The sequence below is a fragment of the Hymenobacter fodinae genome (assembly GCF_004745825.1).
In the GTDB taxonomy this organism is placed as follows: Bacteria; Bacteroidota; Bacteroidia; order Cytophagales; family Hymenobacteraceae; genus Hymenobacter; species Hymenobacter fodinae.
The window spans coordinates 1-14,152 of record NZ_SRLA01000001.1 but is presented as its reverse complement, the minus strand read 5'-3'; the positions used below and the strand labels follow the sequence as shown (position 1 = coordinate 14,152).

General features: G+C 50.9%; 12 protein-coding genes and 1 tRNA gene. 8 read left to right on the top strand and 5 right to left on the bottom strand.

All coding sequences use genetic code 11. From position 1 onward, the window contains the following. Nucleotides 1-130: 130 nt before the first annotated feature. Nucleotides 131-1,054: a helix-turn-helix domain-containing protein gene (locus EU556_RS00065; RefSeq protein WP_135429776.1), complete on the top strand. Its 924-nt coding sequence runs from the start codon at nucleotides 131-133 to the stop codon at nucleotides 1,052-1,054. An 84-nt stretch (nucleotides 1,055-1,138) separates the two neighbouring features. On the opposite strand, the gene EU556_RS00060 is transcribed toward EU556_RS00065, so the two are convergent. From EU556_RS00060 to EU556_RS00050, 3 genes are read right to left on the bottom strand one after another with little or no spacing between them, the layout of a single operon-like run. After that, complete coding sequence (locus EU556_RS00060) at nucleotides 1,139-1,918, bottom strand: geranylgeranylglyceryl/heptaprenylglyceryl phosphate synthase (RefSeq protein WP_135429774.1); 780 nt, start codon at nucleotides 1,916-1,918, stop codon at nucleotides 1,139-1,141. Further along, nucleotides 1,896-2,669, bottom strand: a complete 774-nt coding sequence (locus EU556_RS00055) for a hypothetical protein (RefSeq protein ID WP_135429772.1) — start codon at nucleotides 2,667-2,669, stop codon at nucleotides 1,896-1,898. Before EU556_RS00055 ends, EU556_RS00060 begins: the two co-directional genes overlap by 23 nt. 8 nt (nucleotides 2,670-2,677) lie before the next feature. Then, nucleotides 2,678-3,067 (bottom strand): phage holin family protein, encoded by a 390-nt coding sequence (locus tag EU556_RS00050; RefSeq protein ID WP_135429770.1) that lies wholly within the window; start codon nucleotides 3,065-3,067, stop codon nucleotides 2,678-2,680. Nucleotides 3,068-3,215: 148 nt separating this feature from the next. Here EU556_RS00050 and EU556_RS00045 point away from each other — a divergent pair, with 148 nt between their 5' ends. Then, nucleotides 3,216-4,511: a J domain-containing protein gene (locus EU556_RS00045; protein WP_135429767.1), complete on the top strand. Its 1,296-nt coding sequence runs from the start codon at nucleotides 3,216-3,218 to the stop codon at nucleotides 4,509-4,511. Here the strand turns inward: EU556_RS00045 and nagB are convergent. Further along, nucleotides 4,435-6,354, bottom strand: coding sequence for a glucosamine-6-phosphate deaminase (gene nagB / locus EU556_RS00040; RefSeq protein ID WP_135429765.1), 1,920 nt, complete (start codon nucleotides 6,352-6,354; stop codon nucleotides 4,435-4,437). The genes EU556_RS00045 and nagB overlap by 77 nt on opposite strands. Nucleotides 6,355-6,793: 439 nt before the next feature. Between nagB and EU556_RS00035 the strand changes: the two genes are divergently transcribed. Then, a complete protein-coding gene (locus EU556_RS00035; RefSeq protein ID WP_135429763.1) occupies nucleotides 6,794-7,162 on the top strand; it encodes a hypothetical protein in 369 nt (122 codons plus the stop codon). 303 nt (nucleotides 7,163-7,465) lie between these two features. On the opposite strand, the gene EU556_RS00030 is transcribed toward EU556_RS00035, so the two are convergent. After that, nucleotides 7,466-7,538: transfer RNA gene (locus EU556_RS00030), tRNA-Phe, on the bottom strand. A gap of 164 nt (nucleotides 7,539-7,702) precedes the next feature. Here EU556_RS00030 and EU556_RS00025 point away from each other — a divergent pair. From EU556_RS00025 to EU556_RS00005, 5 genes are all read left to right on the top strand, one after another. Continuing rightward, nucleotides 7,703-9,106: a 4Fe-4S dicluster domain-containing protein gene (locus EU556_RS00025; RefSeq protein ID WP_135429761.1), complete on the top strand. Its 1,404-nt coding sequence runs from the start codon at nucleotides 7,703-7,705 to the stop codon at nucleotides 9,104-9,106. 109 nt (nucleotides 9,107-9,215) lie between these two features. Beyond that, complete coding sequence (locus EU556_RS00020) at nucleotides 9,216-10,070, top strand: (Fe-S)-binding protein (protein WP_135432522.1); 855 nt, start codon at nucleotides 9,216-9,218, stop codon at nucleotides 10,068-10,070. Between the two features lie 140 nt (nucleotides 10,071-10,210). Continuing rightward, entirely contained in the window at nucleotides 10,211-10,693 is a 483-nt protein-coding gene (locus EU556_RS00015; RefSeq protein ID WP_135429759.1) for a hypothetical protein, read from the top strand. 113 nt (nucleotides 10,694-10,806) lie between these two features. Next, the gene (locus tag EU556_RS00010; RefSeq protein ID WP_135429757.1) at nucleotides 10,807-12,738 is read left to right on the top strand and encodes an OmpA family protein; all 1,932 of its coding nucleotides are present in this window, start codon (nucleotides 10,807-10,809) and stop codon (nucleotides 12,736-12,738) included. A gap of 739 nt (nucleotides 12,739-13,477) precedes the next feature. Next, entirely contained in the window at nucleotides 13,478-13,765 is a 288-nt protein-coding gene (locus tag EU556_RS00005) for a DUF4476 domain-containing protein (protein ID WP_135429755.1), read from the top strand. The last annotated feature ends 387 nt before the right edge of the window (nucleotides 13,766-14,152 follow it).

Sequence of the window (14,152 nt, the reverse complement as noted above, 5' to 3'; positions counted from 1 at the left end):
CATTGCATTAAACCCAGTCAATTTTTGGCTGGGTTTTTCTTTTTGTGAATTTTTATATGTTATTTTGCATTACATAAGTCGGGGGTGCTATTTCTCCGATCCACTTACGTTACACAGTCACTCGCTGCAGATGGAAGATTATAATAAAGTGATAGAGTCGCTGGGTGTTCGTTACATCAAGGCGAAAAACTTAGTGTTGCAACAGCCTTTCACTGTGCGCAACTACTACGACGTGGGCAATAACCTTATTCTACTACACAAAGGGCGTATTACCTTCGGCGACGAGGAGCAGGTGGTAGAAGAGGGGGAGATGCTGTTTATTCCGGGTGGCCGGGCCACGAAAGTGTCCTATGGTGAGACATCTTCGAAGAGCATCACGAATGATGATCTTATCAGCAATAAAGACAAGTTCTTTCACTCCAATACTGACCTAGATCTGATTGGGGATGCGGAGGAGAGCCACAGCCACGTAAGCTTCGAAGCCAAGGTATTTGACTCCGTTAACTTCTTTGCCTCACTAGACGTACCGGCTTTCTTAATCACGGGTAACTCTAAGTTGGCTAACCTTATCATTAAGGTAGTAGAAGAAAGCTTGCAGGAATTGCCTGGTCGCGAGCGTCTCATTACAATTTACACGGAGAATATTGTAGTAGAGATTGTGCGTTACATCTTGAAAAACAAGATGTTCGTGGAGCAATTGGCTACAAATAGCACCTATTTCAAGGATCCGCGCCTCATCGATTTGTTCAACTACATCAAGGAGAACATTGGTGGCGACTTGTCGAACAAGGTGCTTTCGGGTGTGGCTAACGTAAGTGAAGACTACGTAGGCCAGTACTTCAAGATGCTCACGGGCATCAACCCGCAAGATTACATTGAGTACCAGCGCATGGAACGCGCCGTATTCTTGCTCCGAACTACTAAGAAGAGCATCCGCGATATTGGTAAAGAGGTAGGCTACAAGGATACAGCCTATTTCTGTCGCCGCTTTAAAATGATGTTTGGTATTCCGGCCGGTAAAATGCGCCGCCGCGAATCTGCTATGAACATCTAATTGCAGTAAGCTGGCAACGGAAAGCGCCGCTCTCATTTATGGGAGCGGCGCTTTCCGTTACTAGGTGGCCTAAAGCATGTGTATTTACTGTGGCTCTGGACTCATATTCTTGATGGCATTAAAGCTGCGTACCACTTTCGATACTTCCCCCAAGAAGTCACGGTTTTTCTCTATTTGATTACCTACTACTATCACATCGGCTCCGGCTACGAGCGCTGCTTGAGCCTTATCAACGGTATTGATACCGCCCCCAACAATCAGAGGTACCTCAGTTGCTTGCCGTACCGCCCGAATCATGGCCGACGACACGGGGTACATAGCTCCACTACCGCCATCTAGGTACATCAAGCGGAGGCCTAGCTGCTCGCCGGCCATCGCAGTACAGGCAGCAATAGCGGGCTTATCGTAGGGTAGGGGAGTGGTGCCGCTCATGTAGCTAGCCGTAGTCTGTCGCCCGGTGTCTACCAGCATATAGCCAGTAGGCAAAATCTGCAGGTTACTCTGGCGCAGTAAGGGCGCTGCAATAACGTGTTGGCCGATCAAGAAATCGGGGTTACGGCCAGAAATCAACGACAATAGCAGAATGCCGTCGGCTTGCTCATCGAGGTGTAGACTGTTGCTGGGGAAAAGCAGAACAGGTACGCTCGACCGGCTCTTTATGAAACGAATGAGGGCAGCCTGGTGAGAACTCATCACCAGACTGCCGCCCATAAAAAAGTAATCGACCGGATGTTTTTCGCTTAGCTCTAAAATGTGCCGGCAATTTGCCTCATCCAAATGGTCAGGGTCAAGTAAAATTGCCAACGACTTCTGGCCGTGGTTGCGGCGTTTAGTCAGGGCATCATAAAGACTGGTGAGGCGCATCCGCGTCGTCGTCGTGGTAAGTAAACTCTACATCCCGGGTCTCCGGCTCCGTATGGTAGCCGTTAGCGGAAGATGCAAGGTCGGGATTTTTAAGGATAGGCAAATAGTCGCCAGCTTTCTTTGCAACGTAGGCCATCAGCACGGCCGAAGCCTGGGCTACTAGCATCTTGCCCGTATCCGACTGCAGAAACGACTTGAGCGCTGATGCGACTATGGAAGAAGCCTCTCCTTGCGGGGCCGGCTCCTCTTCTTCGGCTTGGTAACGATAAGCGGGTATCCGGTCGGAGCTGGCAGCGTAGTTTACTGGGGCGAAGGGGTCGGCGTCGGTGTGGTACACCTCGGGAGCGATATGAGCCCGGCCATGTGTCTGACCTCGGTCGTACTGGTGATGACCAGTACCAAAGCCCAAGTCATCGGCCACAGCAGTATCTACGCCAGTTAAAGCGGAAGGACGCTGCAAACGGGCAGCACTGCCGCGCAGTCGGCGACCAGAGGTATTAGTAGCTAAAGCTTTTTGCTGGCGCCGGCTTTTCTTTCCAGGTCCTAACTCCTTCTTTTTGCTTCCAAACGCTTTAGATAATAGCCAAATCCCACCTAATACACCAGCTCCAATAGCCGCGTATTTACCAACGGTCTGGGTTTTAGCTTTAATTACCTCAACGTCTCCCTTCAGGGCGCGTTCATATTCAAGTTTCTGGCGCTCCAAAAACTCCTTTTCGTCCTCAAACAGCGGGTTATGCAGATCAGCCATGTGTTCGATTAAGCTTGGCGTTTGTCGGATTTATAAATCGTGTTGTCCAGCAGCTTGTCAGCCAATCCCTGGAACATTTTTTTGTCGACTCCTACAATGAAAATGATAAGTAGAAGTAGATAGAAGGCAGCTACAATACCAAAACCCCAGAAAGTGCTGTCTAATACATCATTCAGCAGCAGGGCAATGAACACATTCAAAAACAAAAAGAACATCAGCCCAATGGTAGCCATGGCTACCCCGTGCATAGTGCCTATGAAGACGTGTTTTACCTTCTCCTGAGTCTCTAAACGCACTAAATCAATACGCGTATCGAGGTAGCCCATCAGGTTGCTCACCATATTGTCGGTGCGCGGCGTTTTGCTGGTATCGTCGTCGTCAGTGGAGAAGAGGCCCATACGATAAAGAGAATTGAACAGGGAACAATGGTACAGTGTCAGGCGTCAGAAAGCAGGATAGGAGCCTGCATTTCAAAGAGCTTCTTCATACGGAAAAGTGTACGTAGTGTCTGAAAATTGACGTACTTTTACTATATATTGTCGCATTTTGAGCCAGAATCATTACCAGGTTTTAGGAGTATCAGCTACCGCCTCGGCTAGTGAGATCAAGCTGGCTTACAAGCGCTTAGCTATACAGTATCACCCTGATAAACACGGGGGAAGTACGTTGTACGAAGACTTGTTTAAGGCCGTAGCGGCTGCGTATCATGTGCTCGGAGAGCCCCGCCGACGTGCGCAGTACGACTACCAATTGAGCATAGCCGCTCGTCGTGCCGAGGAGCTTCGTCGGCAACAGCAGTTCCGGGCGCAGTCACAGCATCTCTACGGCGTGCCTATGCCTCCGCCCGCGCCTCTGCGCACTCGTCGGCCCGCTGGGTCGGCGGAGAGGTCGTATCATAATATTTCGCGCAAACGGGTAAAATTCACCAGGCGCGACTATTGGCTTCTGAGCTTATTGCTGCTAGGCCTGCTTTTGTTCATTGCTTCTGTGAAGGTGACAATGGACTACATAACGGCCACTAGCAATTACGACGATGGCATAGAGGCTTACAGTTACGGCGAATGGAGCACCGCTCACAATTACTTTTCTGAAACGCTGGAGTTTAAGCCTCGCCATGTGCGGGCGCTCCAGCGGCGGGGTGAGATTTCGCAACTCATCTACCACGAGTACGAAAGCGCCCAGCAAGACTACCGGACCGCGCTACAAGTAGTAACAGAAGCGCCGCAACAAGCTATGCTGTGGTGGCGACTAGGCCAGTGCCATGCGATGCTGCATCAGCCCGACTCCGCACAAATAGCCTTCGAGCAAGCCTTATCACTCGACTCTACTCTGGCTGGGGCCCGTTTGGGGCGGGGAGAAGACTTGTTGTTTGTAAAAAGACGCTATTCAGGTGCAGTCCGTGATTTTAGCATTGGTCTACGTTATGCTAAGCACCCTACCCTTGTAGCTCGTTTATTATTATACCGAGGCCTAGCCAGATATAAGCTACGGGATTTCGCCGCCGCTCGTGCCGATTACTGGCAGGTTTTGACTCTTACTCCGCGCAGCGGCCAAGTGTATTTCTTGCTCGGAAGAGTAGCTCAGCAGGAAGGGTCGGTAGTTGATGCCTGCGAGTATTTTCACAGAGCCATAGTGCAGGGCTACCTGTTTGCGCAAACGGCTCAACAGGAAGCTTGCTGTATTCCGGATAGTGCTCAAGTATTACCACGCAGCCAAGCCAAGCAGCGCATTGAAGTAGTAGCGCCACCTGACTCGACCTCTGGGCTTAGAAGTGCCAGCGGACAAACGCCTCAATCGCCTCATATTCCGGGAGGCCTAGTAAATCGTAGAGCTGCGCGGTAGTACGGTTGCGGTCTTCAGCACGCTGCCAAAACTCACGTTGGTCGGCGCCCGGAAATAGAGGCCGGTCTTTCTGTGATTGGTGCTTGAAGATTGCGCGGCGTTTACGGACCAGCTCCTGCGGAGAAAGCGGTATTGCCATTTCAATCTGGTCGATGTCCCACTCCTGCCAGGCGCCCCGATACAACCACAGCCAGCAATCCGGAAGCCACGAAGTGTTATTGGCTTTCAACCGCCGAAGGGCTTCAAACACGGCCTGTAGACACACGCGGTGCGTGCCATGCGGGTCAGATAAGTCGCCGGCAGCGTAAATCTGCTGCGGGGCTATCTGGTTCAGAAGTTCTATTGTGAGGCGAATGTCTTCTTCCCCAATCGGCTTCTTCCGAACCCGGCCTGTTTCGTAAAAGGGCAAGTCAAGGAAGTGTATGTTCTCATCCGGGATGCCTGCGTACCGGCAAGCGCTTTTTGCCTCGCCCCGCCGAATAAGGCCCTTAATCTGTTGCACTTCCTCTGAGTCTACCTGGCCTGGTGCTTTGTGCTGGAGAAAATCTGTTACCCGGCGGTACAGTGTTTCGGCTGGTTGCTCATCTAGTCTAAACGCTTCGTCATACTCCGCCACAAATTCTGCAAATCGGATGGCCTCATCATCGAATACGGCAATGTTGCCGCTGGTTTGGTAGGCCACATGCACCTCATGCCCCTGGTCTACCAGCCGTAGCAAAGTACCTCCCATTGATATAACGTCATCGTCGGGGTGAGGGGAAAAGATAAGGACGCGTTTAGGAAAGGGAGCGGCCCGCTCCGGCCGGTTGGTATCGTCGGCATTGGGTTTCCCGCCGGGCCACCCCGTAATGGTACGCTGCAACTGGTTGAATACTTTGATGTTCAGATCGTAGGCCAGTCCTGATTCCGCAAGTAGCGCCGAGAGCCCGTACTCATTATATTCTTGGTCCGTTAGCTTCAGGATAGGCTTCTGTAGCTTGCGAGCCAGCCAAGTCACTGCCTTCCGACGGTTGGCATCGTCCTGCCAGTTAAGAGTAGCGCCTACTAGCCAGGGGCTTTTAATGCGGGTAAGTTCCGCGCTAGCTGCTTCATCTAGTACTACCTGCACATTCGGGTGCTTCTGCAGGTAGGTAGCGGGCACTGAGTCCGTCATTTCGCCTTCTACCATTCGCTTGACTACCGCAGCCTTACCCTCACCCCAGGCCAGCAATACCACTTGGCGGGCCTCTAGAATGGTACCTACGCCCATTGTTATGGCCCGGCGTGGCACGTTTTCCTCGCCATAAAAGTCTGAGGCCGCATCGGTTCGGGTAATATGGTCTAGGGTAATTAGCCGGGTTCGAGAATTAGCCCCCGAGCCTGGCTCATTAAAGCCAATGTGGCCAGTGCGTCCAATCCCCAAAATTTGCAGGTCAATGCCACCGGCGTCCTTTATCTGCTCTTCGTATTGCTGGCAGAATTCTGTTACCTGTTCTTGGGGCACCGTGCCATCCGGAATGTGAATTTGCTCTGCCGGAATATCGAGGTGGTCAAACAGATATTCGTGCATGAAACGCACATAGCTCTGCAAAGAGCTTGGGGGCATTGGGTAATACTCGTCTAGGTTGAAGGTTATAACGTGCCGAAAGCTTAGCCCTTCCTCGCGGTGCAGTCGAACAAGCTCTTCGTACAGTCGAGTGGGTGTAGAGCCAGTAGCTAGGCCTAGCACGCACGGACGCTGCTCATTGGCTCGTTGCTTAATAAGGTTAGCAATCTGTTGGGCTACTGCCACTGAAGCTTGCTCCGAGTCGGCGTAGATGGTAGTAGGAAGGCGCTCTGCGAGATGGGAATCTGAGGCAGTCATATCAGTAAGGTGAGGTGACGCCTCATCTTACTAGAAAAATATGTTATAAGCACTATGTAACTGTAATTAATAATGTTAGTCGGCGCCTACAAGTCAGTGCGTAAGTGGATATTCAACATCTAAACTCAAAGCCAAGAAACCCATGATTGAATGGTTGAGCTTTCTGTAACAGTATTTCTTCTCATGCAGATAATGTATAAGCAGAGAAATTAAGTAGAAACGCTACTACTTATCGGTCACAAATCAACAGAATGTATCCAGTTATTTGTGTAGTAAATACATGGCTATGATCTAGTGTAGGGACTTTTGCATAGCTAATTCGGGGTATATACTTTGTCACAATACACCACTAGTTGTCCTTTCAGAATCTTCTTAGAGTAAGCATCTTGTAAAGACCTGATGCTATAGTGCAGATGGAAGCTTCGTTGCACTGCTCTCTATGAACTTTTCTACTCTAAAAGATACCTATCTGCGAAAGCTCGGTTTTGTTAGGCTCTCTTTATATCGCTCTTGGGATTACCCAGTAGCTGCTACTGAAGCGGAGTTTTCTCCTGCTACCGATATGCGTTACCAACATCAGTTAATTGGCCGCGACGGTACTCGCCTATATGTTTGTTCTTGGATTCACGAGCCTGGCTATATGCTTACTACTGCGCAGCATGTATCATCATTGGCTCACGTAGTGGCTGAATTAGATAGCGATGATGTAGTGACCCTGCAAAATCACATTGAAGCTTTTTTTCTGCTGCATGGGGGGGGCGTCCATCCCAACGACCCCGGAAGCAAGCACCAACTTATGCTTTCCTAACTGGCCCACCGGGCTGCAGAAGGGGCTCTAGTGAATGCCCTTGCAAGAGCATCCGATTTACTCCAGCCGCTTAATCAGATTCTTCGCAAGTGCACTAAGTAGCAGGACGGTGCTTCTCCGGACTGTACAATAGTAGCTACATTGGCAAGTGTTGACCTACAGGATACACTCAGCAATGAGTTATAATTGTTTGATCATCAAAATCTTGATTCCTGCGTGATAATGGCGCGGTACTAAACGGGCAGAATGCTATAGCTACGAAATCAAAAAAGCCCTTCTGCACACTGCAGAAGGGCTTTTTAGTGGTAATGGTTGGAATCGAACCAACGACACCAGCATTTTCAGTGCTGTGCTCTACCAACTGAGCTACATTACCAGCTCTGGTTCCCGTGGGCCGTTGTAACCGTTGGGGAGCACAAAAGTAGTAAAGCAAAATCAACCTGCAATACTTCTGCAAAAAAAATCTTTCCGGGGAAATTTCCGTAATTTGTTATGCATACCGAGTATATTTCGGACTAAACCCCAAACCTACCCCATCCCGTGCACTTCTCCATTCAAAACATCCTCTTCCTGCTTGTCGCAGTAGCGGGCTTCGGTCTGTTCGCGTGGCAAGTCCGGAAGATACGAGCCAATATCCTGGTCGGGCGCGACCGAGATATGAGCGGCAACATCAATGAGCGGCTCTCAAAAACGCTGTTGGTAGCCTTCGGACAGCAGAAGATGTTTAAGCGCCTTACGCCGGCTATTCTTCACCTGATTGTATACGTAGGCTTCATCGTAATCAACATCGAAGTCATCGAAATTCTCATTGACGGCTTATTTGGTACGCATCGGGTACTACAATTTCTAGGCCCCTTGTATTCAGCCCTCACTGGCACAAATGAGATACTTGGAGCTTTAGTGCTGCTGGCGGTAGCGGCTTTTTGGTGGCGTCGGAATGTGAAGGGTGTACGCCGCTTCACTGGCCCCGAGATGCGCGCCTGGCCTAGATTGGATGCTAACATCATCCTGTATGTGGAGGTGATTCTGATGCTGGCGCTATTCACCATGAACACCGCCGACCTTAAGCTGCACCAGCTGGAGGGCCGCACGTTACCTGGCGCCTTTCCAATTAGCAGCCTCCTTACGGGCTTATTCCCTGAGAATACCACTGCCCTTGCCGTATTGGAGCGTATTGGATGGTGGGGCCACATTATCGGTATTCTGCTGTTCCTAAATTATCTGCCGAGCAGCAAACACTTCCACATCATCATGGCATTCCCGAACGTGTATTACTCGCGTTTGGTACCCCAAGGCCAGTTCTCCAATGTAGACAGCATCACCCATGAGGTGAAAGCCATGATGGACCCTAGTTATGAAGTGCCGGCTCCCCCCGTAGGCCCCGATGGCTCAGCCGCTGCGCCCACGCCATTTGGTGCCAAAGACGTGGATGATCTGGCCTGGACCAATCTGCTCAACGCCTATTCCTGCACCGAGTGTGGCCGCTGTACGTCGGTTTGCCCAGCTAACCTTACCGGTAAGCTGCTTTCGCCCCGCAAGATCATTATGGACACGCGCGACCGGGTGGAGGAGAAGTATAACTCGCCGCTGGTATTTAGCCCCAACCTCTATGGCAAAGAGGCTAAGCATGACTCGCAGGAGCAACTAGATGCCGAGAGCCACACGCTGTTGCGCGGCTACGTAACTCCGGAAGAGCTGTGGGCCTGTACTACCTGCAACGCTTGTGTGGAAGCCTGCCCCGTGAACATCAACCCGCTGGAGAGCATTGTGGAGATGCGTCGCTTCCTAGTGTTGGAAGAATCGGCGGCGCCCAACTCGCTCAACGTGATGTTCAGCAACATTGAAAACAACGGTGCGCCGTGGGCCTTCTCACCCTCCGACCGCTTCAACTGGGCCGATGACCTGTACGTGGCCGACAAATCTGCGACGTCAGTTGCTGGCTAGGCCACTTGTACGCTAGGCCTGCCAAGCCTTTTCCAATTTCACTCCCTGATTTTACATTCCCACTTATATGGCTGAGCAAACTGCCAAGCGTCCCGTATCTGTTCCACTAATGGCCGATCTGGCGGCGAAGGGTGAAACTCCCGAAGTGCTATTCTGGGTTGGTTGTGCCGGCGCCTTCGATGACCGTTACAAGCGTGTTACCCGTGCTTTTGTGCGCATTCTGGAGCACGTGGGTGTCAACTATGCTGTGCTGGGTATGGAAGAGAGCTGCACCGGCGACCCGGCTAAACGGGCTGGCAACGAGTTCCTGTTCCAGATGCAGGCCATGCAGAATATTACTACCCTCAATGGCTACGGCATCAAGAAGGTGGTAACGGCCTGCCCGCACTGCTTTAATACCATCAAAAACGAGTACCCCGCGCTTGGTGGCGAGTACGAGGTGATTCATCACAGCACTTTCCTGCAGCAGCTCATTGACGAGGGCAAGGTGAAGGCTGAAGGTGGGGAGTCCTTTAAGGGGCGGCGCATTACCTTCCACGATTCCTGCTACCTGGGTCGCGCCAACAATATCTACGAAGCTCCCCGGGCTGTACTGGAAGTGCTGGATGCCGACCTGCTGGAGATGAAGCGCTGCAAAACCAACGGCCTCTGCTGCGGTGCTGGCGGTGCTCAAATGTGGAAAGAGCCTGAGCCCGGCAAGAAGGATATCAACATTGAGCGTGCCGAGGAAGCATTAGCCACCCTCGATGGCGACGCCGATGTGCTCCTGAACCTGCAGGGCGTTGAAAGCACGGCCCCCGTGCTGCCTGCTGGCTCCAACCGCGGCGGTAGCGTTATTGCCGTAGCCTGCCCCTTCTGCATGACCATGATGGCCGACGGCGTCAAGAACAAAGAGCGTGAGTCGGATGTGCAGGTGTTTGACCTTGCCGAGCTTATTGCCTCCGCTGAAGGCCTGAACGCCTAAATCTGGAGCAGTCTAGGCCAGTAAAATTGCTTTTTGTGTGCAGCCTCGCCGGAACTTCTCGGCGGGGCTGTTTCTTTTACAAGAAAATAGGGCGGTCCATCGTTACTGATAGGCCAGTTGCTCTTCTGGAAATTTGAAGTATGTACGTTCCTTTCAATCAGTTACCCGCCTCAGCTCGGCTATGGATCTATCAAGCTAACCGGCCACTCACGGAGGCAGAGCTAGCCGCCGTGCAACCAATCTTGCAACAGTTTGCTGAAGAATGGACCAGCCACGGTCGTTCTTTGCAGGCATCAGCTGAAATTCTGCATCAGCAGTTTTTGGTGATAGGCCTAGACGAGGCCGTTGCTGACGCCAGCGGCTGCTCTATTGATGCTTCCGTCCGGTTTGTACGAGCTATAGAAGAACAACTTGGGGTGTCGCTGCTGGAGAAAAGCCAGCTGGCCTTTTTGCTCGATGGGCAAGTGCAGCTGCTTGACCGCCGGGAGTTGCGGGCAGCCGTGGCCGACGGGCGCTTGCTGCCTGATACCCTGTACTTCGATAACACCATCGGCCGCCACGCGCAACTCCAGACTGCTTGGCCTACGCCGGCCGCTGCATCTTGGCTGAGCCGCTATTTCTAACTCTGCGTACAAAAGCTCTGGGCCCTGTAAAAGTCCTACCTAAACTTAGTATTATTAGCACCACGTTGGTCAACTCACGCCCGGCTGGTTTCCCTACCTTCCTTTCCCCGCTTATGAGAACTTTTATCCTAGTATGTGCTGCTGCGGGCTCTGCTGCATTCTTAAGTGGATGCGCGGCGTCGGGCAGTATGAGCAAAGCGGATAAGCGCTTCGCCCGTGGCGAATACGAAACAGCTATTGCTCTCTATAAAGCTGACGTAGCCAAGGGTAAAAATATTGCCCAGTCTAATTACCGGGTAGCAGAATCGTATCGACTTTCTAACCGCATTGATCAAGCTGAAGAGTATTATAAAGCGGCAATTGGTGGTGGGGTTAAAGCAAGTGACGCCGCTTTCTATTACGGAGAGGCTCTCAAAGCAAATGGCAAGTTTGAAGAAGCAGCTGCGCAATTCGACTCGTATGCTCAGAACGGTTCTAACCGTACACTAGCGGCCCGAGCCGAGCAGGAAGCAAAAAATGCTCGTGCTTCTACCGCTATTGTAGCCATGCGCACGAATAGTGAGGTGATGGCGCTTGATCAGGTAAACACACCTTCTGCGGAGTTCAGTGCCACTATCCTGCCCGAAACCAAAGAGTTGATTTTTGCTTCCGGGCGTGAAGGCAAAGTGTATAAAGGCAATGGCGAAGGCTTTAATGATCTATACGCTGTCAAGTTTGACGATACGGATAAAATGACGGGGGGCACCGTTCGGAAGCTCGAACCATTGTTCAACTCCGATGACAAGCACGAAGCCAGTGCCACGTACACGCCCGATGGCAAGATGATGGTCTTCGCTCGGTCAAACAACGGATCCAAGAAGGGATATCTGAGCGTTGACTTATGGGTGTCTTATAATAAGAACGGTGCTTGGACTGAGCCCGAGATCCTACGCGTGGTGAACAGCAGCACAGCTGACGACTTCGCACCCTCTTTCTCTCCCGACGGCAAAACCCTCTACTTTACCTCTACCCGCAAAGGTGGACAAGGGGGGAATGATCTGTACAGGTCTACCATGGATACCCCAGGCCGTTTTTCTCCTCCCGAAAATTTGGGTGAGCAGATTAACACGGCTGGCAACGAGAACTTCCCAGCCATTGCCCCAGATGGAACACTGTATTTTTCCTCCGACGGACACCCTGGCCTAGGAAAGCTTGACATCTTCAAAGTTGAGAAAGGAAGAGTTATCAACTTAGGCGCTCCAATCAACAGCACCGGCGACGACTTTGCTCCATACTTCACCGGCAACAAGACCGGAGTGATGTCCTCTAATCGTGCCGGCGGTAAAGGCTCCGACGATTTATACCGGTTCCGTGAGAGCATTATTAAACTGGTGACCTTTATTGCTGATGGTACGCTGGTTGAGCGCAACGATAAAACGGGCCAGACGCTCCCTGTCGCTAGCGAAACTGTGACGCTCTACGATGCTAGAGGCCAGAAGCTGCAGGACGTTACTACTGACCCAGCGGGAAAGTTCAGCTTCAAGCTAGATACTGCCGCGGCTAACTATGCTCTCATTGCCAATCGGCAGGGCTACTTCACCGCCCGAAACTCCGTGAGTACAGTTGGCCAGAAGCCGCCGCAGGAGGCGCTTCCTAACCCAATGAATGAAGTGCGAATCCCCGTGACGTTGACGCTCACCAAAATCGTGAAGAACAAAGCCATCGTGGTTGAAAACATCTTCTACGACTATGACAAGGCAAACATTCGTCCTGATGCAGCTGTGGAGCTAGACAAACTGGTGCAAACGCTCAACGACAATCCTCAAATTACCATTGAGCTTAGCTCACACACCGACTCACGTGGTAAGGATGCATACAACCAAGCATTGTCGCAACGGCGTGCCCAGTCGGCTGTTGACTATATAATTTCCAAGGGTATTGATAAGAACCGTATCACTGCTCGCGGTTATGGTGAGACGCAGCCAGTAATCAAGAATGCGAAGACTGAGGAAGAATTCCAGCGTAACCGACGGACAGAATTCAAAGTGACTAAGATTGCTGAATAGACAAGCCTAACACTAGTTGCTTTAAAAAGCCCCTGCATCGAGAATGTAGGGGCTTTTTATTGCTAGTGTAGCGGGTAACAACTGATAAAGATCTATGCAATAGCGTTGGCTATGAAATTAGAACAGTATAGGCCTAGCACAAGAGGTGGAATATTCAGAGAATGGCATAATACTTGGCATTAGACAAGAGGGAAGCAGATGAATTGCTTTCATGTAATGAACTCTTGCCATGAAGAAGGTATACCTCCTGTGCATCGCTTTATTGTTTCTAGTAATGGGCAGCTTACAAGCTGCTCCAGCCAATGCTACTTTTTACTCAGAGCGAGGAGTCCCTTTTCAATTAATCTTTGATGGTCGTCCCTTAACTAGGGGAGGGGCAAGCCAAGTAGCTTTGGATAGACTACCCCCTGGCTACCATCTGGCTGAATTTATTATCCCGACTGGGTATGGCCGCAGTATTTCGTATCGTACGCAAGTATTTCTGGACAGTGGCCAAGAAAGCAGTTTTGTGCTGCTCACTCGCAGTGGCTTCCCTCCCGCATTGCGTAAAGTAGCTGCGGTTCCTATCCGGGGTAATTATCCACCTATCGGAGGATATGGTACTCCGTACCCCGGTGGAAATGGTCCCGGCGGCCCAACCTATCCTGCTCCTGGACCCGCATATCCCAGTGGGCCGAGTTATCCTAACAACTCGGGTTACCCTAATACTTACCCCAGCAACAGTCCCAACTACTACGTTATGTCTCCTCAAGACGTAAGTAGATTACTGCAAGCAGTGCAGCGGCAGTCATTTGATGACAACAAACTACCTATTCTGCGGGAGGCGTTACGAGAGTCGGCCGTAGAGTCAGAGGATCTAAAGCGTATTTTATCTACGCTTACTTTTGATCGTAACCGTGTCGAGCTAGCCAAATATGCCTATCCACGTGTTATTGATCCACAAAGATTCTATCAAGTGTATGAGGCTTTCGACTTTCAAGCTAACGTCCAAGAGCTACAGCGGTTCGTAGAAGGATATAATCGCTGATGAACTCTATAGTAGTAAAAGCCTCCCTCATGCATGCTGCATGAGGGAGGCTTTTACCTTTATTCCCATACTGATGTAGCGCCAACTTGATTTCTGTTTTAGCTCACTCATTTAATAATAGGTCTGTATCTAATATTTCTTCAATGCTCAAATGGTTGACAATCAATATATAAGTTTTGAAAAGCATTTTGATGTAATAAAAAGCAGTAAGTAGGCTTGCAAAAGCGGAAAGAAGCAGTGACTTTTGCACTCCCAAATCGAACGGAGGCGGGCTACGAACCGGGCGCAGAAAAAGTTGCGCGGCGCATTAGGAAAAGCAGAAACGCTCTGCGTACCTTTGCACCCCGCTTCAACCGGAAGCGCCGAGGCACACGAGACAGAAAAAAA

Bases quoted from the DNA above. Each gene is read 5' to 3' on its own strand.
- EU556_RS00065 (WP_135429776.1), top strand. From the start codon at position 131: ATGGAAGATTATAATAAAGTGATAGAGTCGCTGGGTGTTCGTTACATC.
- EU556_RS00060 (WP_135429774.1), bottom strand. From the start codon at position 1,918: ATGCGCCTCACCAGTCTTTATGATGCCCTGACTAAACGCCGCAACCAC.
- EU556_RS00055 (WP_135429772.1), bottom strand. From the start codon at position 2,669: ATGGCTGATCTGCATAACCCGCTGTTTGAGGACGAAAAGGAGTTTTTG.
- EU556_RS00050 (WP_135429770.1), bottom strand. From the start codon at position 3,067: ATGGGCCTCTTCTCCACTGACGACGACGATACCAGCAAAACGCCGCGC.
- nagB (WP_135429765.1), bottom strand. From the start codon at position 6,354: ATGACTGCCTCAGATTCCCATCTCGCAGAGCGCCTTCCTACTACCATC.
- EU556_RS00035 (WP_135429763.1), top strand. From the start codon at position 6,794: ATGAACTTTTCTACTCTAAAAGATACCTATCTGCGAAAGCTCGGTTTT.
- EU556_RS00020 (WP_135432522.1), top strand. From the start codon at position 9,216: ATGGCCGATCTGGCGGCGAAGGGTGAAACTCCCGAAGTGCTATTCTGG.
- EU556_RS00015 (WP_135429759.1), top strand. From the start codon at position 10,211: ATGTACGTTCCTTTCAATCAGTTACCCGCCTCAGCTCGGCTATGGATC.
- EU556_RS00010 (WP_135429757.1), top strand. From the start codon at position 10,807: ATGAGAACTTTTATCCTAGTATGTGCTGCTGCGGGCTCTGCTGCATTC.
- EU556_RS00005 (WP_135429755.1), top strand. From the start codon at position 13,478: ATGTCTCCTCAAGACGTAAGTAGATTACTGCAAGCAGTGCAGCGGCAG.